This window comes from Streptomyces aureoversilis, assembly GCF_042657885.1.
Lineage (GTDB): Bacteria > Actinomycetota > Actinomycetes > Streptomycetales > Streptomycetaceae > Streptomyces > Streptomyces aureoversilis.
Genome location: NZ_JBHSKJ010000001.1, coordinates 608468 through 632206 on the forward strand (window position 1 = coordinate 608468; position 23739 = coordinate 632206).

The window sequence follows — 23739 nt, forward strand, 5'->3', positions numbered from 1 at the left end:
CTCCTTAGTGATGCGCCTCGGTCGCAAGCCTTCACGCCTGTCGTCCGTTTGGGATTCCCCTAGACCTCATCGGCTGCAGCGCCGGAAGACGGCCGTGGGAACGAAACTGGGGTGACTCCGCCCCATGCTGTGGCCGGTCGTGCCCATCGTGCCCGTCGCGCCGCAGCCGCCGTCGAGCCATCGAGCCGCCGAGCCGATCGCACGCATCGCGGGCGGGGTGGTGCCTTTTCGTTCTCTGTGTGGGTGGGTGGAGCGCAATATGGTCGAGTCCGGGCTCAACGGATCGGGGAATCGCGCCGGTTCGGCGGTCGGGACCGATGACATAGCTGTCATCGGTCTTGCCTGCCGGCTGCCCGGAGCCGACGATCCGGCCGCCTTCTGGCGGCTGCTCAGCGAGGGTGCGGACGCGATCACCGATGTCCCCCCGGACCGGTGGGACGGCGCCGCGGTGGCCGACGCCGACCCGTCCGTACCGGGCAGGACCGACATCCGCCGCGGCGGATTCCTCGACCGCATCGGCCATTTCGACGCCGGGTTCTTCGGGCTTTCCCCCAAGGAAGCCGCCGCCATGGACCCGCAGCAGCGGCTCGTTCTGGAACTGGCCTGGGAAGCGCTGGAGGACGCGCACGTGCGCGCCGGGACGCTGCGCTCCACCCGGACCGGTGTGTTCGTCGGCGCCATCTGGGACGACTACGCGACCCTGCACCACCGATCCGGGCTCACCGCCATCTCCCCGCACACCGTCACCGGTCTGCACCGCAGCATCATCGCCAACCGGGTGTCGTACTTCCTCGGCCTGAACGGCCCGAGCATGACCGTGGACTCCGGCCAGTCCTCCTCCCTGGTCTCCGTCCACCTGGCCTGCGAGAGCCTCCGCAAGGGGGAGTCGACGATCGCGCTCGCGGGCGGCGTGAACCTCAACATCGTCCCCGAAAGCACCCTGGGTGCCGCCAAGTTCGGCGGCCTGTCCCCGGACGGCCGCTGCTTCACCTTCGACGCCCGCGCGAACGGCTACGTCCGCGGCGAGGGCGGCGGCATCGTCGTCCTCAAGCCCCTGGCCCAGGCCGTCGCGGACGGAGACCCGGTCCACTGCGTGATCCGCGGCAGCGCCGTCAACAACGACGGCGGCGGCGACGGCCTGACCGTGCCCCTGCAGTCCGGACAGGAACAGGTGCTCCGCCTCGCCTACGAGCGCGCCGGAGTCGACCCCGCCCACGTCGGCTACGTGGAACTGCACGGCACCGGCACCAAGGTCGGCGACCCGATCGAGGCGGCCGCGCTCGGCACGGTGCTCGGCGCCGGCGCCGGACGCGACCCCGAGCAGCCGCTGCGGGTCGGCTCGGCCAAGACCAACGTCGGCCACCTGGAGGGCGCCGCCGGCATCACCGGCCTGCTCAAGGCCGCCCTGGCGCTCCGCCACCGCGAACTGCCCGCCAGCCTCAACTTCGAGACCCCGAACCCGGCGATCCCGCTGACACGGCTGAACCTCCGGGTACAGACCGAGCACGCCGCCTGGGACGCCCAGGACGACCGCCCGCTGCTCGCCGGAGTCAGCTCGTTCGGCATGGGCGGCACGAACTGCCACATCGTGCTCGCGGAACACCGCGCCGCGGCGGACGAGGCGGAACCCGCGGGGGCCGTGGGAGAGCCGGACACGGCACCGACACCGTGGCCGCTGTCCGCCAAGACCGCCTCCGGGCTGCGCGCCCAGGCCGCCGCCCTGCTCTCGCACACCGAGGCGCACCCCGGCCTCTCCCTGCCCGACGTCGGCCGGTCACTGGCCACCGGCCGCACCGCCTTCGAGCACCGGGCCGTCGTCGTGGGCGAGGACCGCGACGACTTCCTGCGCGCCCTGCGCGAGCTCTCCACCGGCGGCATCGACGCCGCCCTGACCACGGGCCGCACCCGCCCGCGCGGCAAGCTCGCCTTCCTCTTCTCGGGCCAGGGCAGCCAGCGCGCCGCCATGGGCCGCGAACTGGCCGAGGCGTTCCCGGCGTTCGCCGCCGCGCTGGACGAGGTGTGCGCACACCTCGACCCCCGGCTGCCGCGGCCGCTGCGCGAGGTGATGTTCGCACCCGAGGGCTCCGCGGAAGCGGCCGAGCTCGACCGAACCCTCTACACGCAGACCTCGCTGTTCGCCGTCGAGGTCGCCCTGTTCCGGCTGCTGGAGAGCTGGGGCATCACCCCCGACGTGCTGATGGGCCACTCCGTCGGTGAACTCGCCGCCGCGCACGTGGCCGGCGTCCTCTCGCTCGCCGACGCCTGCGCCCTGGTCGCCGCGCGCGGCCGCCTGATGCAGGCGCTTCCCGCCGGCGGCGCCATGATCGCGGTCCAGGCCGCGGAGGACGAGGTCCGCGCCCGCATCGGCGAGCGCACGGACCGCGTGAGCATCGCCGCGCTGAACGGCCCGGACTCCGTCGTCGTCTCCGGCGACGAGGACCTCGTCACCGAGATCGCCGACGCCTTCGCGGCCCTGGGCCGCAAGACCAGCCGGCTGCGGGTCAGCCACGCCTTCCACTCCCCGCACATGGAACCCATGCTGGCGGAGTTCCGCCGCGTGGCCGAGGACCTGGCCTTCCACGCCCCGCGCATCCCGATCGTGTCCAACGTGACGGGCCGGCTGTCCGCCGGGGAGGAGGCCGAGGACACGTACGAGGGGAGCACGGCCGACTACTGGGTCCGCCACGTCCGTGACGCGGTCCGGTTCGCCGACGGCGTCGCCCGTCTCGACGAGCAGGGCGTCCGCACGTACCTGGAGCTCGGCCCCGGCGGTGTGCTGACCTCCATGGCCCGCACCAGCGCCGACGGCGACGCCCTGTTCGTGCCCGCCCTGCGCGCCCGCCGCCCCGAGGCGCACGCCCTGCTGGCGGCGGTCGGCTCACTGCACGTCCACGGCGTGGAACCGGACTGGACCGCCCTGTTCGACGGCCGGGGCGCACGGCGTAAGGTCGCGCTCCCCACCTACGCGTTCGAACGGCAGCGGTACTGGCTGGACGATGCCGCCACGCCCTCCGCTTCCGCCTCTGCCTCCGCTTCCACCTCCGTCCCGGCCTCCACCGACACCTCCTGGGCGCCTGCCGCCCCGCAGCCGGAAGCGACCGCCGGGACCGCGAGCGAGCCGGTGGGAGCCCTGGCCCGGCGGCTGGCCGGCCTGCCCGAGTCCGAGCGCGACGAAGTGGTGCTCGACCTGGTCCGCGCCCACATCGCCGCCGTCCTCGGACACGCCGAAGCCCACCAGGTCCAGGCGGAGTGGACCTTCAAGGACCTCGGCTTCGACTCGCTCAGCTCGGTGGAACTGCGCAACCAGCTCGGCGAGGCCACCGGACTGCGCCTGCCCAGCGGACTCCTCTTCGACCATCCGACCCCGGCCGCCCTCGCCCGCCACCTCGGCGCGGAATCCCTGGGCGAGGGCGAGGGCGAGGTCGCGGGGGTCGCCCTCCCCGGAACCGCCGCCGACCCCGACGAGCCCATCGCCATCGTGGCCATGAGCTGCCGCCTCCCCGGCGGCGTGCGCTCTCCGGAGGACCTGTGGCGGCTCGTCGCCTCCGGCGGTGACGCCGTCTCCGGATTCCCGACGGACCGCGGCTGGGACGTCGAAGCGCTCTACGACCCGGAGCCCGGCACCCCCGGCAAGTCCTCGACACGGCAGGGCGGCTTCCTCCACGAGGCGGCCGAGTTCGACGCCGGCTTCTTCGGCATCAGCCCCCGGGAGGCCGTAGCGATCGACCCGCAGCAGCGCCTGGTCCTGGAAACCGCGTGGGAGGCCTTCGAACGTGCCGGCATCGACCCGGCCACGCTCCGTGGGAGCCGGGCGGGCGTGTTCATCGGCGCGACGGCACAGGACTACGGCCCCCGGCTGCACGAGCCGGTCGACGGCATCGAGGGCTACCTGCTGACCGGCACGACCACCAGCGTCGCCTCGGGCCGCGTGGCCTACTCGTTCGGCCTCGAGGGCCCGGCGGTCACGGTGGACACGGCGTGCTCCTCGTCGCTGGTCGCCCTGCACCTGGCCGTCCAGTCGCTGCGGAGCGGCGAGTGCACGATGGCCCTGGCCGGCGGCGTGACCGTGATGTCCACGCCCGGCATGTTCGTGGAGTTCAGCCGTCAGCGCGGCCTGTCGGCGGACGGCCGCTGCAAGGCGTTCGCGGCCGGCGCGGACGGCACCGGCTGGGCCGAGGGCGTCGGCATGCTCCTGGTGGAGCGGCTCAGCGACGCCGAGCGCAACGGCCACCAGGTACTGGCGGTCGTACGCGGCAGCGCGGTCAACCAGGACGGCGCGTCGAACGGACTCACGGCGCCGAACGGTCCTTCCCAGCAGCGGGTGATCCGGCAGGCCCTGGCCTCGGCCGGACTCGCGCCGGGCGACGTCGACGCGGTCGAGGCGCACGGCACGGGCACGCGGCTCGGCGACCCCATCGAGGCGGAGGCCCTCATCGCCGCCTACGGCCAGGGGCGGGACGGCGACCGGCCGTTGTGGCTGGGGTCGCTGAAGTCCAACATCGGCCACACCCAGGCCGCGGCGGGCGTGGCCGGCGTGATCAAGATGGTCATGGCGATGCGGCACGGCATGCTGCCGCAGACCCTGCACGTCGACGAGCCGACCCCGCACGTGGACTGGTCGGCGAGCGGCGTACGGCTGCTGACCGAGGCGGTGGAGTGGTCCGCGGGCGACCTGCCGCGCCGGGCCGCGGTGTCCTCGTTCGGCATCAGCGGCACCAACGCGCACGTCATCGTCGAGCAGGCCGCCACGAGCGACGAGCCCGCCCGCGAGGTGACCGCCGCAGGACCGGTCCCGTGGGTGCTGTCGGCGAAGAGCGAGGCGGCGCTGCGGGACCAGGCGGGCCGGCTGCTGTCCTTCCTGGACGCGGAGGGTGCCGAGGTCCGGCCGGCCGATGTGGGGTTCTCACTGGCCACGTCCCGTGCGGCGCTGGAGCGTCGCGCGGTGGTCGTGGGTGAGGAACTTGCCGACTTCCGGCGGGGGCTGGAGACGGTCGCCTCGGGAGCTGCTCCGGTGGGCGGTGCCCTCGGAGGCAGGGTCGGGTTCCTGTTCTCGGGGCAGGGTTCGCAGCGGATCGGCATGGGGCGTGAGCTGTACGAGGCCCACCCCGTCTTTGCCGCGGCGTACGACGAGGTGTGTGCGCTGCTGGACGAGCCGGTGGACGTCGAGTCGGAGGAGCTGCACCAGACGGGTTCGACGCAGCCGGCGTTGTTCGCGGTCGAGGTGGCGCTGTTCCGTCTGCTGGAGTCGTGGGGGATCCGGCCGGATTACGTGGCCGGTCACTCCGTAGGTGAAATTGCGGCCGCTCATGTGGCGGGCGTCCTGACGCTCGCCGATGCGGCGAAGCTGGTGTCGGCGCGTGCTGCGCTGATGCAGGCGCTGCCGGTGGGCGGTGCGATGGTGGCGGTCCAGGCCACTGAGGACGAAGTCCTGCCGCACCTGACCGAGCACGCCGGTATTGCGGCGGTCAATGGTCCGCGGTCCGTCGTGGTCTCCGGTGCGGAGGACGCGGTCACCGCGATCGCCGAGGTCTTCGAGCAGCAGGGCCGTAAGACGTCCCGTCTGAAGGTCAGCCACGCGTTCCATTCGCCGCTGATGGCCCCCATGCTGGCCGACTTCGCCGAGGTCGTGGGCGGTCTGTCCTTCAGCGAGCCGCGGATTCCGGTGGTGTCCAACCTGACCGGCAGCCTCGCCGAGCCGTACACCCCCGAGTACTGGGTCCAGCACGTCCGCGAGGCCGTACGTTTCGCCGACGGCGTGCGGACCTTGCACGAGCTGGGCGTGACCACCTTCGTGGAGATCGGCCCGGGCGGCGTGCTGAGCGCCCTCACCCAGGGCTGCCTGGACGACGAAGCCGTCGTCACGGTTCCCGCACTCCGTGCCGACCGTCCCGAGCCGGAGGCGATCACCCTCGCCCTCGGACAGCTGCACACCCACGGCGTCTCCCCGGACTGGCAGGCGCTCTTCCCCGGCGCCCGCCGCGTCGACCTGCCCACCTACGCGTTCCAGCGCGAGCGCTACTGGCTCGATGCGCCCCGAACGGCAGCCGCCGGCGCACCGGAGGCGTTGGACGCCGACTTCTGGGACTCGGTCGAGAGCGAGGACCGTGCCTCGCTCGGCGCGCTCCTGGGGCTGGAGCCCGCCGCACTGGACGTGGTCGCGCCCAGACTGTCCGCCTGGCGCCGGCAGCGGCGCGAGCAGTCCACCGCCGACGGCTGGCGCTACCGGATCACCTGGCAGCCGCTCGGCGACATCAGGGGTTCTGCTCCCTCGGGGACTTGGCTCTATGTGACCTCCGAGGAGAGCGCTTGGACCGAGGCGATCCACACCGGCCTGACGGAACTCGGCGTCGACCTCGTCCCGTTCGTCGTGGACGAGGACGCCGACCGCGACTCGCTGGCCCGGTCCTTGGCCGACGCCGGCCACGGGGAAGCCGCAGGCATCGTGTTCGCCGCGGCAGGGGCCGAAGCACGGGCCGAAGCACGGGCCGAGGGGGGAACGGACGCCCTCCAGCGGCTCGTCCTCCTCGTCCAGGCCCTCGGCGACGCCGGGATCGAAGCCCCCCTGTGGTGCCTGACCAGCGGCGCGGTGTCGACCGGCACCTCCGACCCGCTCACCGACCCCGCATCCGCCCTGATCTGGGGCCTGGGCCGCGTCGTCGCCCTGGAGCAGCCGCAGCGCTGGGGCGGGCTGGTCGACCTGCCCGCCGCACTCGACCCGCGCTCGCTGGAGCGGCTGGCGGGCCTGCTGACCCAGGCCGACGAGGACCAGCTCGCCGTGCGCGCGTCCGGCGTGTCCGGCCGCCGGCTCGTACGCGCCCCGCAGAGCGCCGCACCGGCGGACACGCCGTGGTCGCCGCGTGGCACCGTGCTCGTGACCGGCGGCACGGGTGCGCTCGGCGGGCACGTGGCCCGCTGGCTCGCCACCGCCGGAGCCGAACACCTGCTGCTCACCAGCCGCCGGGGCCCCGGCGCTCCGGGCGCCGCCGAACTCAAGGCGGAGCTTGAGGAACTGGGCGCACGGGTCACCGTCGCCGCGTGCGACGCGGCCGACCGGGCCGCGCTCGCCGAGCTGCTCGGCCGGCACGCCGTGAACGCCGTGGTGCACACCGCGGGCGTGCTCGACGACGGCTTGGTCGAATCGCTCACGCCCGAGCGCCTGCACCACGTGCTGCGCCCCAAGGTGGGCGCCGCGCTCCACCTGCACGAGCTCACGCAGGACCGCCGTCACGACCTCGACGCCTTCGTGATGTTCTCCTCGATGACGGGCGTCTGGGGCAACGGCGGCCAGGGCGCCTACGGTGCCGCGAACGCCTTCCTCGACGCCCTCGCCGAGCAGCGCCGTGCACAGGGCCTGCCCGCGCTCGCCGTCGCGTGGGGATCCTGGGCGGACGGAGGCATGGCCGGCGGCGCCGCCGGCGACCACCTGCGGCGGCGCGGCGTCCGGGCGATCGCGGCCCTTCCCGCGATCTCCGTGCTGCACGGCGCGCTGACCCACGGCGAGACCTCCGTGACCGTCGCCGACGTGGACTGGGACCGTTTCGTCCCGGCCTTCGCCGGCACCCGCCCCTGCCCGCTGCTGCAGGGTGTGCCCGAGGCCCGAGAGGCCCTCGAAGCACGCGCCCAGGCCGCGCAGAGCACCGGCGTGCCCGCGTCCGCGCTGGGCCGGCGCCTCCTGGGCGGCACGCCGGGGGAGCAGGACCGCATCCTGCTGGACCTGGTCCGCGAGCAGGCCGCCACCGTGCTCGGCCACACGGGCAAGGGCGCCTTCGAGGCCGACCGGACGTTCCGCGAGACCGGCTTCGACTCGCTCACCGCCGTCGAGCTGCGCCACAGGCTCAACACGGCCACCGGCCTCAAGCTGCCCACCACCCTGGTCTTCGACCACCCGACCCCCACCGCCCTCGCCCGCCACCTGCGCGAGGAACTCCTCGGCCGGCACGGGCTGGAGGCGGAAGCCGCGCAGGCGTCGGCCGCCGCCGCGGCCGACGAGCCCCTCGCGATCGTCAGCATGAGCTGCCGCTTCCCGGGCGGCGTCCAGTCGCCGGAGGACCTGTGGGAGCTGCTGCGCTCCGGCCGGGACGCGGTGTCCGGCTTCCCCACCGACCGCGGCTGGGACATCGACTCGCTCTACGACCCCGACCCCGACCGGTCCGGCAGGACGTACGCGCGTGAGGGCGGATTCATCCAGGGCGCCGACCGCTTCGACGCCGCCCTCTTCGGGATCTCGCCGCGCGAGGCACTGGCCATGGACCCGCAGCAGCGCCTGCTGCTGGAGACCGCGTGGGAGGCCTTCGAACGCGCCGGCATCGCCCCCGCGTCCGTCCGCGCCAGCCGCACCGGCGTCTTCATCGGCACCAACGGCCAGGACTACGCCAACGGGCTGCGCAACGCACCCGAGGAGATCGAGGGGTACGCGCTCACCGGCAAGGCGGCGTCGGTCGTCTCCGGCCGCATCTCCTACACGTTCGGCCTCGAGGGCCCGGCGGTCACGGTCGATACGGCCTGCTCGTCCTCGCTCGTGGCCCTCCACCTCGCCGCGCAGGCACTGCGGAGCGGCGAGTGCACCATGGCCCTGGTCGGCGGCGTCACCGTCATGACCACGCCGGACCTCTTCGTGGAGTTCAGCCGTCAGCGCGGCCTGTCGGCGGACGGCCGCTGCAAGGCGTTCGCGGCCGGTGCCGACGGCACCGGGTGGGGCGAAGGCGTCGGCCTGCTGCTGGTGGAGCGGTTGTCCGACGCTCAGCGCCACGGACATCAGGTGCTGGCGGTCGTGCGGGGCTCCGCCGTCAACCAGGACGGTGCGTCCAACGGCCTGACCGCGCCCAACGGCCCCTCGCAGCAGCGCGTCATCCGGCAGGCCCTGGCCTCGGCCGGACTCACGCCTGCCGACGTGGGCGCCGTCGAGGCGCACGGCACGGGCACCAAGCTCGGCGACCCGATCGAGGCGCAGGCGCTGCTGGCGACGTACGGCCAGGAGCGGGACGGCGACCGGCCGCTGTGGCTGGGGTCGGTCAAGTCCAACATCGGCCACACGCAGGCCGCGGCGGGTGTCGCCGGTGTGATCAAGATGGTGATGGCGATGCGGCACGGTGTGCTGCCGCGGACGCTGCACGTGGACGAGCCGACCGCGCACGTGGACTGGTCGGCGGGCGCGGTGCGCCTGCTGACCGAGGCGGTGGAGTGGCCCGCGGGCGACCTGCCGCGCCGGGCCGCGGTGTCGTCCTTCGGCATCGGCGGCACCAACGCGCACACGATCATCGAGGAGGCGCCCGCGGAGGCCGGGGCAGAGCCGACCGGCTCGGCCCCGGCCGAGGCCGAGCCGGCCGGAGCCGGGGAACACCGTCCTGTGCCCGTGCCGTGGGTGCTGTCGGCGAAGAGCGAGGCGGCGCTGCGGGCACAGGCCGAGCGTCTGCTGGCCTTCGCAGCCGACGACGTCTCGCCGGCCGACACCGGATTCTCGTCGGCCACGACGCGATCGGCACTCGACCACCGGGCCGCGGTGATCGGCACCGACACGGCCGAACTGCGGGCGGGGCTGGAAGCCCTGGCAGCGGGAGAGCCGGCGGCCAACGTCGTTGCGGGGCGCGCGCACCCGGCGGACAAGGTCGGGTTCTTGTTCTCGGGTCAGGGTTCGCAGCGGATCGGGATGGGTCGTGAGCTGTACGCGGCGCATCCGGTGTTCGCTGCTGCCTATGACGAGGTGTGTGCGCTGCTGGACGCGCCGGTCGATGTCGATGCGGAAACGCTTCATCAGACGGGTTCGACGCAGCCTGCGTTGTTCGCGGTCGAAGTGGCGCTGTTCCGTCTGCTGGAGTCGTGGGGTGTGCGGCCGGATTACGTGGCCGGTCACTCGGTCGGTGAGATTGCTGCGGCTCATGTGGCTGGTGTGCTGTCGCTCGCCGATGCGGCGAAGCTGGTGTCGGCGCGTGCTGCGCTGATGCAGGCGCTGCCCGCGGGTGGTGCGATGGTGGCCGTCCAGGCCACCGAGGAGGAAGTCCTCCCGCACCTGACCGAACAGGTCGGCATCGCGGCCGTTAACGGCCCGCGGTCCGTGGTGGTCTCCGGCGCGGAGGACGCAGTCGTCGCGATCGGCGAGACCTTCAAGCAGCAGGGGCGTAAGACGTCCCGCCTGAAGGTCAGCCACGCCTTCCACTCGCCGTTGATGGACCCGATGCTGGAGGACTTCGCCGAGGTCGTCCGCGGCCTCACCTTCGGCGAGCCGCGGATCCCGGTGGTCTCCAACCTCACGGGCGGCCTGGCCGAGCCGTACACCCCCGAATACTGGGTCCGCCACGTCCGCGAGGCCGTGCGCTTCGCCGACGGTGTCCGGACCCTGCACGACCTGGGCGTGACGACCTTCGTGGAGATCGGCCCCGGCGGCGTCCTCAGCGCCCTCACTCAGGGCTGCCTCGACGACGAAGGCGACGGCGTCCTCACCGTCCCCGTCCTCCGCGCCGACCGCCCCGAGCCGCAGGCGATCACCACCGCGTACGCCCAGCTGCACGTCCGCGGCGTCGAAGTGGACTGGCACGCCTTCTTCCCCGGCACCCGGCGCATCACCCTGCCCACGTACGCCTTCCAGCGCGAGCGCTACTGGCTCGACGCCCCCGCCTCCGCCGGTGACATGCGTGCGGTGGGCCAGGGCGAGGCCGGTCACCCGCTGCTCGGGGCCGCCGTGCCGTTGGCCGACGGCGACGGGCACCTGCTCACCGGGCGGCTCTCGGCGCACACGCATCCGTGGCTGGTGGATCACGCCGTGAACGGGGTCGCCCTGCTGCCGGGAACCGCGTTCGTCGAGCTGGCGATCACCGCTGCCGACGCCGTGGGCTGCGACCTGCTGGAAGAGCTGACGCTGGAGACCCCGCTGCTCGTGCCCGGGCGCGGCGGCGTCGCCCTGCAGGTGCGCGTCGGCGCCGACGACGGCGCCGGCCGCAGGCCGCTGACCGTGCACTCGCGGATCGACGACGGGGACGCGTACGCCCACGAGGACGAGTCCGAGCGGACGTGGGTCCGGCACGCGTCCGGCTTCCTGGCCGTCGCCCCGGGCCCGGTGGACGGCTCGCTCGCCGCATGGCCGCCCGCGGGCGCCGAGCCGGTCGACGTCGACGGCTTCTACGACCGCCTCGCGGGCATGGCGCTCGACTACGGCCCCGTCTTCCAGGGGCTGCGCGCCGCGTGGCGGAGCGGGGACGACTTCTTCGCCGAGGTGGAACTGCCCGGCGCCGAGCGGACGGGCGCGGGCGCGTACGGTCTGCACCCCGCACTGTTCGACGCCGCCCTGCACACCGTCTGGCTGGGGGCGGTCGAGCCCGAGGCCGGGACGGGGCACGGGCTGCTGCCGTTCGCCTGGAGCGGCGTGCGCCTGGCGGCCGCCGGAGCCTCCGTGCTGCGGGTGAAGGTCTCGCGCGCCGGCACCGGCACCTCCACGGTGTCGCTGGTACTGGCCGACGGCACCGGCGAGCCGGTCGCACAGATCGACTCCCTGACGCTGCGCCCGCTCCCCGCCGACCAGCTGCGCGCCGGTTCCGGTGGCGACGGCTCGGTCTTCGGCCTGGAGTGGACACCGGTCAGCCTGCCGGCCGCGCCGGACGGCATGAGGATCGACACGTACGAAGACCTCGCCGCGCTACGGGCCGCAGGCGCGCTGCCGGACACCGGCACCGGCACCGGCATCGGCACCGACGCCGTGGTCGTGCTGTGCCCGACCGGGGCCGGTTCGGACACCGCCGCCCGGGTCCGCGAGGTCGGCAACGCCGTGCTGGAGCTGCTGCAGTGGTGGCTGGCCGAGGAACGCCCGTCGCGGCTGGTGCTCGTGATGCGTACGGGAGACCTCGCCCAGTCGGCGGTCAGCGGGCTGGTGCGCTCGGCACAGAGCGAGAACCCCGACCGCATCGTGCTGGTGGAAACCGCCGCCGACAGCGGTGACGACCGCGCCGGCCTTGCCCGGGTGCTGCCCGGCCTGATCGCCTCCGGCGAGCCGCAGGCCGCGGTGCGCGCGGGCGAGGTCCGGGTGCCGCGGCTGGTGCGCATCGCCGCGCCGGACACGGACAGGGAGACGCGGACGGGGACGGGGACGGACACCGGGGCAGAGCTTCCCGCCCTCGGTTCCGGCACCGTCCTGCTGACCGGCGCGTCGGGCGGGCTGGGCGGACTGTTCGCCCGGCACCTGGTCGCCGAGCACGGTGTCCGCAGCCTGCTGCTCGTCAGCCGCCGCGGCGGGGACGCACCCGGTGCGGCCGAGCTCGCCGCCGACCTGACCGCGCAGGGCGCCGAGGTCACCTGGGCCGCCTGCGACGTGGCCGACCGCGACGCCGTCCGCGAACTCCTGGCCGGGCGGGGCCTGTCCGCGATCATCCACACCGCCGGCGTCCTGGACGACGGAATCATCGGTGCGCTGACACCCGAGCGGCTGGACGGCGTGTTCCGCCCCAAGGTGGACGCGGCGCTGAACCTGCACGAACTGGCCGGTGAGCTGTCCGGCGACCTGTCCGCGTTCGTGCTCTTCTCCTCCGTGGCGGGCACCCTCGGCACGCCGGGCCAGGGGAACTACGCCGCCGCCAACACCTTCCTCGACGCCCTCGCCGAGCACCGCCGTGCCCAGGGCCTGCCCGCCACTTCGCTGGCGTGGGGCCTGTGGGCGCAGGACAGCGAGAGCGCGATGACCGGCAGCCTCGACCACACCGATCTCACGCGCATCAAGCGCATGGGCCTTGCCGCGATCCCGTCGGCGGACGGCCTGCGGATGTTCGACGCGGCCCTGGCCACCGGGCGGGCGGCCGTCGTCCCGGTCCGGCTCGACACCTCCGCCTTCCGCGACGGACCGGGGCAGCAGCCCGTACCGGCGGTCCTCCGCGGCCTCGTCAGGGTCGCTCCGGTCCGGCGCGCGGCATCGGCGGCGCAGGCCGCACCGAAGGGATCGCTGGGTCAGCGGCTGGCCGGGCTGCCGGAGGCCGAGCGCGGGCAGGTGGTGCTGGACCTGGTGCGTACCGAGGTCGCCACCGTGCTCGGGCACGCCGGCGCGCAGGCGGTCGGCGCGGACGACTCGTTCAAGGACGTCGGGTTCGATTCGCTGACCGCCGTCGAGCTGCGCAACCGCCTCAACTCGGCTGTCGGCATGCGCCTGCCCGCCACACTGATCTTCGACTACCCGAACCCGCTCGCCCTCGCCCGCTTCCTCACCGCCGAAGCCGCGGGCTCCGGCGAGACGGCGACCGCGCCGGTGACCGTCGCCACGGCCGGCGGCGCGGCGGACGAGCCGATCGCGATCGTGGGCATGGCCTGCCGCTACCCCGGCGGCGTGCAGTCGCCCGAAGACCTGTGGCAGCTGGTGTTCTCCGGCCGCGACGCGGTGTCGGGCTTCCCCGAGGACCGCGGCTGGGACGTCGAGAACCTCTACGACCCGGACCCCGACCAGTGGGGCACCAGCTACACGCGAGAAGGCGGCTTCCTGCACGACGCGGCGGACTTCGACGCCGAGTTCTTCGGGATCTCGCCGCGTGAGGCGCTGGCGATGGATCCGCAGCAGCGGTTGCTGCTGGAGACGTCGTGGGAGGCGTTCGAGCGGGCCGGCATCGATCCGGCTTCGGTGCGGGGCAGCAGGACCGGTGTGTTCGCCGGCGTGATGTACCACGACTACGGCGGCCGCGTGCACACCTCGCCGGCCGGCCTGGAGGGCTACCTCGTCAACGGCAGTGCGGGCAGCGTCGCTTCGGGGCGCGTCTCGTACACCTTCGGCCTCGAAGGACCGGCGGTCACGGTCGACACGGCGTGCTCGTCGTCCCTGGTGGCGCTGCACCTGGCGGCCCAGGCCTTGAGGAGCGGCGAGTGCTCGATGGCTCTCGTCGGCGGCGTCACGGTGATGGCCGGCCCGTCCGTGTTCGTGGAGTTCAGCCGTCAGCGCGGCCTGTCGGCCGATGGGCGGTGCAAGGCGTTCGCCGCGGGTGCGGACGGTACGGGCTGGGCCGAGGGCGCGGGCATGCTGCTGGTGGAGCGGCTGTCGGACGCCCGGCGCAACGGGCATCAGGTGCTGGCGGTGGTCCGCGGTACCGCGGTGAACCAGGACGGTGCGTCCAACGGCCTGACGGCGCCCAACGGTCCGGCACAGCAGCGGGTGATCCGGCAGGCGCTCGCGAACGCCGGTGTGTCGTCGGACCAGGTCGACGCGGTCGAAGCGCACGGTACGGGTACGAAACTGGGTGACCCGATCGAGGCGCAGGCGCTGCTGGCGACGTACGGCCAGGAGCGGGACGGCGAACGGCCGCTGTGGCTGGGGTCGCTGAAGTCCAACATCGGTCACGCGCAGGCGGCCGCGGGCGTCGGTGGCGTGATCAAGATGGTGATGGCGATGCGGCACGGTGTGCTGCCGCGGACGCTGCACGTGGACGAGCCGACGCCGCACGTGGACTGGTCGGCGGGTGAGGTACGGCTGCTGACCGAGGCGGTGGAGTGGCCCGCGGGCGACGCGCCGCGGCGAGCGGCAGTGTCCTCGTTCGGTGTGAGCGGCACGAATGCCCACGTGATCGTCGAGCAGGCGCCTGCCAGGGCCACGCCGTCGCCGACGCCTTCTTCGGACGCGGCCTCGGCTGCGGTGGTGCCGTGGGTGCTGTCGGCGAAGAGTGAGGCGGCGCTGCGGGACCAGGCGGACCGGCTGCTGTCGTTCATGGACACCGAGGGTGCCGGCGGCGGTACTGGGGTCAACCCGGTTGATGTGGCGTTCTCGCTGGCCACGTCGCGCGCGGCGCTGGAGCGCCGGGCCGTGGTCGTGGGTGGTGACCTCGCGGAGTTCCGGCGGGGGCTGGAGGCGGTTGCTTCCGGTGCCGATGCGGTGAGTGGTGCTGCCGGGGGCAAGGTCGGGTTCTTGTTCTCGGGTCAGGGTTCGCAGCGGATCGGGATGGGCCGTGAGCTGTATGCGACGTATCCGGTGTTCGCTGCGGCGTATGACGAGGTGTGTGCGCTTCTGGATGCGCCGGTCGACGTCGATGCCGAGACCCTGCACGAGACGGGATCCACGCAGCCTGCCCTCTTCGCGGTCGAGGTGGCGCTGTTCCGGCTCCTCGAGTCGTGGGGGATCCGGCCGGATTACGTGGCCGGCCACTCTGTGGGTGAGATTGCTGCGGCTCATGTGGCGGGTGTGCTGTCGCTGGACGACGCGGCGAAGCTGGTGTCGGCGCGTGCCGCGCTGATGCAGGCCCTGCCCGCCGGTGGAGCCATGGTTGCCGTTCAGGCGACCGAGGACGAGGTGCTGCCGCATCTGACCGACGGGGTCGGCATTGCGGCGATCAACGGCCCGCAGTCCGTCGTGGTCTCCGGTGCCGAGGATGCCGTCGTGGCGATTGCCGAGGTCTTCAAGCAGCAGGGTCGTAAGACGTCGCGGTTGAAGGTGAGCCACGCTTTCCACTCGCCGTTGATGGACCCGATGCTGGAGGAGTTCACCGAGGTCGTCGGCAGGCTGTCCTTCAACGAGCCGCGGATTCCGGTGGTCTCCAACCTCACCGGCCGCCTCGCCGAGCCCTACACGCCGGAGTACTGGGTCCGTCACGTCCGCGAGGCGGTCCGTTTCGCCGACGGCATCCGTACCCTCCACGACCTGGGCGTGACGGCCTTCGTCGAGATCGGCCCCGGCGGCGTGCTCAGCGCCCTCACCCAGGCTTGCCTGGACGACGACGTGATCACCATCCCCGCCCTGCGTGCCGACCGCCCCGAGCCGTACGCGATCGTCACCGCCGTCGGCCGGCTGCACGCCCACGGATTCTCCCCGGACTGGCAGGCGCTCTTCCCCGGCGCCCGCCGCGTCGACCTGCCCACCTACGCGTTCCAGCGCGAGCGCTACTGGCTTGACGTACCCCAGGCCCCCGGTGACGTCCGGGCGGCCGGGCTCGGGGCGGCGGACCACCCGCTGCTCGGTGCCGCGATCGCGACCGCCGACAGCGACGGGTTCCTGCTCACCGGGTTGCTGTCCCTCGAAAGCCACCCGTGGCTCTCCGACCACGCCGTGAACGGGACCGTTCTGCTGCCCGGCACCGCGTTCGTCGAGCTGGCGGTCCGGGCGGGCGACGAGGCCGGCTGCGGATGGATCGAGGACCTCACGCTGGAACTGCCCCTGGTCGTGCCCGAGCGCGGCGGCGTCACCCTTCAGGTGGCGGTCGGCTCGGAGGACGAGTCCGGCCGGCGGCAGCTGAGGGTGCATTCGCGCGTCGAAGACGGTTCCTGGGTGCGGCACGCGACGGGTGTGTTGTCCTCGGCCGAGGCACCGCCCGCTGCGGACGTCGGCGCATGGCCGCCCGCACACGCGGAGGCCGTCGATCTGACCGCGTTCTACGCGGACATGGCTGCTGCGGGCCTGGAGTACGGCCCGGTCTTCCGGGGGCTGCGGTCGGTGTGGCGCAGCGGGGACGACGTCCTCGCCGAGGTCGCCCTGCCCGAAGGCGCGGAACCGGGCGCGTTTGCTCTGCACCCGGCGCTGCTGGACGCGGCGCTGCACGCCCTGGCCGCCGGTGGGCTGGTCTCGCTGGACGACGGGCCGGTCCTGCCGTTCGCCTGGTCCGGTGTCGCTCTTCAGGCGGCCGGTGCGGCCATGGTGCGGGTGAAGCTGTCGCGGACCGGCACCGGTTCGGTGACGCTGGCCGTGGCCGATGGTGCCGGTGATCCGGTGGCCTCGGTCGAGTCGCTGTCGCTGCGTGCCGTCTCGGCGGAGCAACTGCGCGGTGCGGGTGACGGTGACCGGCTGTTCGGGCTGGAGTGGACGCCGTTCGCACTGCCCTCCGCCTCCTCCGGAGCGGAAGCGCTGGTGATCGAGTCCTTCGCGGGCTTCGAGGCACTGCGGGAGTCGGAATCGGAAGGGGCACCGGACGTCGTCGCCGTTCCGTGCCCGACCGGGGCCGGCGTGGACACGGCCACCCGGGTCCGCGAAGTCACCCATGCCGTGCTGGAGCTGGTGCAGTGGTGGCTGGGGGAGGAGCGTCCGGCGCGTCTGGCGCTGGTGACCCGTCCCGGTGATCTGGCTCATGCTGCGGTGTGGGGTCTCGTGCGGTCCGCGCAGTCGGAGAATCCGGACCGGATCGTGCTGGTGGAGGCCGAGGACACCGAGGAAGCGGTCCGTGTGCTGCCCGCCGCGGTCGCTTCCGGTGAGCCGCAGTTCGCGGTGCGCGGCCAGGAGGTACTCGTACCGCGCTTGGCGAAGGCCACCGGGACGGACGCTGTTACGCCGGACTTCGGCGCAGGCCCTGTCCTGCTGACCGGTGCGTCCGGTGCGCTGGGCGGGCTCGTCGCCCGGCACCTGGTCGCCGCCCATGGTGTGCGCAGCCTGCTGCTGCTCAGCCGGCGCGGCGCGCAGGCCCCGGGCGCAGTCGAGCTGGAGGCCGAGCTGGCCGCATGGGGTGCCGAGGTGCGCTGGGCGGCCTGCGACGCCGCCGACCGGAACGCCCTCGCCGGCGTACTGGCCGGCACACCGGTGACCGCCGTGGTGCACACGGCCGGCGTCCTCGACGACGGCGTGATCGCCGCGCTGACCCCGGAGCGCATGGATACGGTGCTGCGCCCGAAGGTCGACGCCGTGCTGAACCTCCACGAGCTGACGAGCGACCTGTCGGCGTTCGTGGTCTTCTCGTCGGTGTCCGGAATCCTGGGCAGCGCCGGGCAGGGCAACTACGCGGCGGCGAACACCTTCCTCGACGCCTTCGCCGAAGCCCGCCGCGCCCAGGGCCTCCCCGCGACCTCACTGGCGTGGGGCCTGTGGGAGCAGGGCAGCGGCATGGCCGACCGGCTCGACCAGGCGGACCTCACCCGGCTCAAGCGGGTGGGCCTGGCCCCGATAGCCGTCGACGAGGGCCTGCGGCTGTTCGACGCGGCGCTGGCCCTGGACCGGGCGGCCGTCGCCCCGCTGCGGCTGGACCTCGGCGGCCTGCAGGGCACGGTGCCCCCGGTGCTGCGAGGGCTGCGCGGCCCCGTGCGTGGCAACGCGCGGCGCGCGGCGCAGACCGCGCCGAAGGGATCGCTGGGTCAGCGGCTGGCCGGGCTGCCGGAGGCCGAGCGCGGGCAGGTGGTGCTGGACCTGGTGCGTACCGAGGTCGCAGCCGTCCTCGGACACGCCTCGGTCCAGGCGGTTCAGCCCGAACACGCCTTCCAGGACGCCGGTTTCGACTCCCTCACCTCGGTGGAACTCCGCAACCGCCTCAACGCGGCGACCGGGCTGCGGCTCCCCGCGACCATGGTCTTCGACCACCCGACGCCCGCCGCGCTCTCCCGCTACCTGCTGGCCGAGACGCTGGGCGTCCAGGAGCAGTCCGAGGCCGCGGTCGCCGCGGTCGGCGGGACGGACGAGGCGATCGCGATCGTGGGCATGGCCTGCCGGTTCCCCGGTGACGTGCGGTCGCCCGAAGACCTGTGGCGCCTCGTCGCGTCCGGCGGCGACGCGATCTCCGGCTTCCCCGAGGACCGCGGCTGGGACGTCGAGAACCTCTACGACCCCGACCCCGACCGCTCCGGCAAGTCCTCCGTGCGCCACGGCGGCTTCCTCCACGAGGCGGCCGAGTTCGACCCCGCCTTCTTCGGGATCTCGCCGCGTGAGGCGCTGGCGATGGATCCGCAGCAGCGGCTGCTGCTGGAGACGTCGTGGGAGGCGTTCGAGCGGGCCGGCATCGATCCGGCTTCGGTGCGGGGCAGCAGGACCGGTGTCTTCGCCGGCGTGATGTACCACGACTACGGCGGGCGGGTGAAGACGGCCCCGGAGGGCATGGACGCCTACCTGGGCAGCGGCAGCGCGGGCAGCATCGCGTCGGGCCGCGTCTCGTACACCTTCGGCCTCGAAGGACCGGCGGTCACGGTCGACACGGCCTGCTCGTCCTCCCTCGTGGCGCTGCACCTGGCGACCCAGGCCCTGCGTACCGGCGAGTGCTCGATGGCCCTCGTCGGCGGCGTCACGGTCATGGCGACTCCCTCTACGTTCGTGGAGTTCAGCCGTCAGCGCGGCCTGTCGGCCGACGGCCGGTGCAAGGCGTTCGCCGCGGGTGCGGACGGTACGGGCTGGGCCGAGGGTGCGGGCATGCTGCTCGTGGAGCGGCTGTCGGACGCCCGGCGCAACGGGCATCACGTGCTGGCGGTCGTTCGCGGCACCGCGGTGAACCAGGACGGTGCGTCCAACGGCCTGACGGCGCCCAACGGTCCGGCACAGCAGCGGGTGATCCGGCAGGCGCTCGCGAACGCCGGCCTGTCCTCGGACCAGGTCGACGCCGTCGAAGCACACGGCACGGGCACGCGGCTCGGCGACCCGATCGAGGCCCAGGCGCTGATCGCCACGTACGGCCAGGAGCGGGACGGCGACCGGCCGCTGTGGCTGGGGTCGCTGAAGTCCAACATCGGTCACGCGCAGGCCGCTGCGGGTGTCGGCGGCGTGATCAAGATGGTGATGGCGATGCGGCACGGTGTGCTGCCGCGGACGCTGCACGTGGACGAGCCGACGCCGCACGTGGACTGGTCGGCGGGCGCGGTGCGCCTGCTGACCGAGGCGGTGGAGTGGCCCGCGGGCGACCTGCCGCGGCGAGCAGCTGTGTCGTCCTTCGGCATCAGCGGCACCAACGCCCACGTGATCGTCGAGCAGGCGCCTGCCATGGCCGAGCCGTCCCCGTCCTCCTCCCCGACTCCGGTCTCGGACGTGGTGGTGCCATGGGTGCTGTCGGGCAGGACCGAGGCGGCGCTGCGGGCGCAGGCGGAACGCCTGCTGTCCCTCTCCGACGCGGCCACCGATCTGCAGCCGGCCGACATCGGCTTCTCGCTCGCCACCACGCGCTCGGCCATGGAACACCGAGCTGCCGTCGTGGGGGAGAGCCGGGACGAACTCCTGGAAGGGCTCCGTGCGCTGGCCGCAGGGTCTCCGTCCGCCCGGGTCGTCGAGGGTGAGACGGGCGCCGGGGGCAAGGTCGGGTTCTTGTTCTCGGGTCAGGGGTCGCAGCGGCTGGGAATGGGGCGTGAGCTGTACGCGGCCTATCCGGTGTTCGCGGCGGCTTACGACGAGGTGTGTGCGCTGCTGGACGCGCCGGTCGATGTGGATGCGGAAACGCTTCATCAGACCGGGTGCACCCAGCCTGCGCTGTTCGCTGTTGAGGTGGCGCTGTTCCGTCTGCTGGAGTCGTGGGGCGTCCGGCCGGATTACGTGGCCGGTCACTCTGTAGGCGAGATCGCTGCGGCTCACGTGGCCGGGGTGCTGTCCCTGGAGGACGCGGCGAAGCTGGTGTCGGCGCGTGCTGCGTTGATGCAGGCACTGCCCGCCGGCGGTGCGATGGTGGCGGTCCAGGCGACCGAGGAGGAAGTCCTGCCGCACCTCACTGAGCAGGTGGGCATCGGGGCGATCAACGGACCTCAGTCCGTCGTGGTCTCCGGTGCCGAAGACGCCGTCACCGCGATCGGCGAAGTCTTCAAGCAGCAGGGTCGTAAGACCTCCCGCCTGAAGGTCAGCCACGCCTTCCACTCGCCCCTCATGGACCCGATGCTGGAGGACTTCGCCGCGGTCGTCCGCGGTCTGACCTTCAACGAGCCGCGGATCCCGGTGGTCTCCAACCTCACCGGCCGCCTCGCCGAGTCGTACACCCCCGAGTACTGGGTCCGGCACGTCCGCGAGGCGGTCCGTTTCGCCGACGGTGTCCAGACCCTGCACGACCTGGGCGTGACGACCTTCGTGGAGATCGGCCCCGGCGGCGTTCTCAGCGCCCTCACCCAGGGCTGCCTGGACGACGACGTGATCACCATCCCGGTCGTACGGGCCGATCGTCCCGAGCCGCAGGCCGTCGTCACCGCGCTCGCCGAACTGCACACGTACGGCGTCTCCCCCGACTGGCAGGCGCTCTTCCCGGGTGCCCGTCGCGTCGACCTGCCCACGTACGCCTTCCAGTACGAGCGGTTCTGGCTGGAGGTGCCCGAGGAGTTCACGGGCAGCGCTGCTGCCACCGGGCTCGGGCTGGGTGCGGCCGAGCACCCGTTGGCGGGTGCGGCGGTCGCGCTGCCGGGCGCCGGCGGGTTCCTGGTCACCGGGCGGCTCTCGCTCAAGACCCACCCCTGGCTCGCCGACCACACGGTCATGGGCAGGGTGCTGCTGCCGGGTACCGCGCTGGTGGAGCTGGCGGTGCGTGCGGGTGACGAGGCCGGTTGTGCGCAGATCGAGGACCTGACGCTGGAAGCGCCGCTGGTCGTCCCGGAGCGCGGCGGTGTGGCCGTGCAGGTGTGGGTCGGTGCCGAGGAGGAGCCGGGCCGGCGCGCGCTGAGCGTGCACTCGCGGCTGGAGGACGCTCCGGATGCGGCGCCGTGGGTCCGGCACGCGGTCGGTTTCCTCACGGATGTGCTGTCCGAGCCGCCGCACGGTGCGGACGCCGGCGCGTGGCCGCCGGCGGGCGCGGAGGCCGTCGACCTGACGGGGTACTACGAGGGCCTGGCCGGACTCGGCCTGGGCTACGGCCCGGTCTTCCGGGGGCTGCGGTCGGTGTGGCGCAGCGGGGACGACGTCCTCGCCGAGGTCGCCCTGCCCGAAGGCACGGAACCGGGCGCGTTTGCCCTGCATCCGGCGCTGCTGGACGCGGCGCTGCATGCGATCGGCGCGGGCGGGCTCGTCCCCGTCGGCGACGGGCCGCTGCTGCCCTTCGCCTGGTCCGGGGTGGGTGTGCGGGCCGCCGGGGCGACGGCGCTGCGGGTCAGGGCCTCGCGGACGGGCACCGACGCGGTGTCGCTGACCGTGGCCGATGCCGCCGGTGGCCTGGTGGCCACGGCCGGCTCGCTGTCGCTGCGCCCGGTGTCGCGGGAGCAGCTGCTCAAGGCGGGCGGCGCCGGCGGGCGTGCCGACGACTCGCTGTTCGGCCTCGCGTGGCAGCCGGTGGCCCTCACCGGGACTGCCGCAGGGATCGACGTACCGAGTGACGTCCGGAGTGACGTACGGGCTTACGCTGACCTGGCCGCTCTGTCCGCCGAACCGGCCCTTCCCGATGTCGCGGTCGTGCCGTGCCCGGCAGGATCCGGGTCCGGTGCGCACACCGCCGAGCGGGTGCACGGCATCGTGAGCGAGGTTCTGGAGCTGGTGCAGTGGTGGCTGGGGGAGGAGCGTCCGGCGCGTCTGGCGCTGGTGACCCGTCCCGGTGATCTGGCTCATGCTGCGGTGTGGGGTCTCGTGCGGTCCGCGCAGTCGGAGAACCCGGATCGGATCGTGCTGGTGGAGGCCGAGGATGTGGAGGCGGCGGTCCGTGTGCTGCCCGCCGCGGTCGCTTCCGGTGAGCCGCAGTTCGCGGTGCGCGGCCAGGACGTGCTCGTACCGCGCCTGACGAAGGCCGCGGGGGCAGACACCGGCGGCGGAGACGTGCCGGACCTCGCCGACGGCACCGTCCTCGTTACCGGGGCCTCCGGGTCGCTGGGCGCGCTGGTCGCCCGGCACCTGGTGTCGGAGCACAAGGTGCGCCGGCTCCTGCTGGCGAGCCGCCGGGGCGCGGAGGCGCCCGGTGCGGCCGAGCTGGAGGCCGAGCTGGCCGCATGGGGCGCCGAAGTCACCTGGGCGGCCTGCGACGTGGCCGACCGGGAAGCCGTCTCCGGAATGCTGGACGGGCTCGGCGGAAATCCGCTGTCGGCGGTCGTGCACACGGCCGGTGTTCTCGACGACGGAGTCGTCGCCTCGGTCACACCGGAGAGGCTGAGGGAGGTGTTCCGTCCCAAGGTGGACGCCGTGCTGAATCTGCACGACTGCACCCGGGACATGGCCCTGGCCGCGTTCGTGGTGTTCTCGTCCGTCGCCGGAATGGTCGGCAGCGCCGGTCAGGCGAGCTATGCGGCGGCGAATTCCTTCCTCGACGCCTTCTCGGCGTACCGCAGCGCCCAGGGCCTGCCCGCCATTTCGCTGGCCTGGGGCGTGTGGGAGCAGTCCGGTGCGATGACGGAGGGACTCGCCGAGGCCGACCGGGCGCGGATGGCGCGCAGCGGCGTGCTGCCGCTGCCGCCGGAGGAGGGGCTGCGCCTGTTCGACGCGGCCCTGGCTTCGGAGGCGGCGGTGCTCGCCCCGGTGCGCATCGACACCGGTGCGCTGCGCGCCGGTGAAGCGCCGGCGGTGCTGCGCGCTCTCGTGCCGGCCGCGGCCCGGAGGGCGGCGGTGCAGGCCGCTGCCGCGCCGTCGGTGTCCTCGCTGGCAGACCGTCTGGAGGGGCTGCCGGAGGCCGAGCGGGACAAGGCCGTGCAGGACCTGGTCCGGGCCGAGGTGGCCGCGGTCCTGGGGCACGCGTCGGCCCAGACGGTCCGGCCGGAACATGCCTTCCAGGACCTGGGATTCGACTCGCTGACGGCCGTCGAGCTGCGCAACCGGCTGAACAAGGCCACCGGGCTGCGGCTCCCCGCGACGCTGGTCTTCGACTACCCGACGCCCGCTCTCCTGGCACGTCATGTGCTCACGGAGACGACCGGGGCGGCCGAACCAGCCCTAGTGGATTCCCTACTTGCTGACCTGGACAGGGTCGAACAAGAATTGGTCACGAAGTTGTCAGAGAGTGAAGCTCGCGACCGGATCCTGTCAAAGCTCCAGGCTGTATTGGCGATTGCCGGTGAATCCGGCAGGTCGCCGGTACCGGAAGGCCCTGGAACGGGCAGCGATCTGGAATCGGCCACGGACGACGAAGTATTCGATCTGCTCGGCAAGGAATTCGGGATCTCCTGACCGTTCCGGTTCCGGTGCGTCCCCAGTGACCCCCTTGCCGAATTCCGGTAAGTCTTCGCAAGGGTGAGGGA

General features: G+C 73.4%; 1 protein-coding gene. It reads left to right on the forward strand.

The window, feature by feature from the left end; translation table 11 throughout:
* Positions 1–259: 259 nt before the first annotated feature.
* Positions 260–23668 carry a type I polyketide synthase gene (locus ACFPP6_RS02555; protein ID WP_382036594.1) on the forward strand — a complete coding sequence of 7803 codons (23409 nt, stop codon included), beginning with the start codon at positions 260–262 and terminating at the stop codon, positions 23666–23668.
* Positions 23669–23739 lie beyond the last annotated feature (71 nt).

Coding starts and splice junctions, on each gene's coding strand:
- ACFPP6_RS02555 (WP_382036594.1), top strand. CDS start 260: ATGGTCGAGTCCGGGCTCAACGGATCGGGGAATCGCGCCGGTTCGGCG.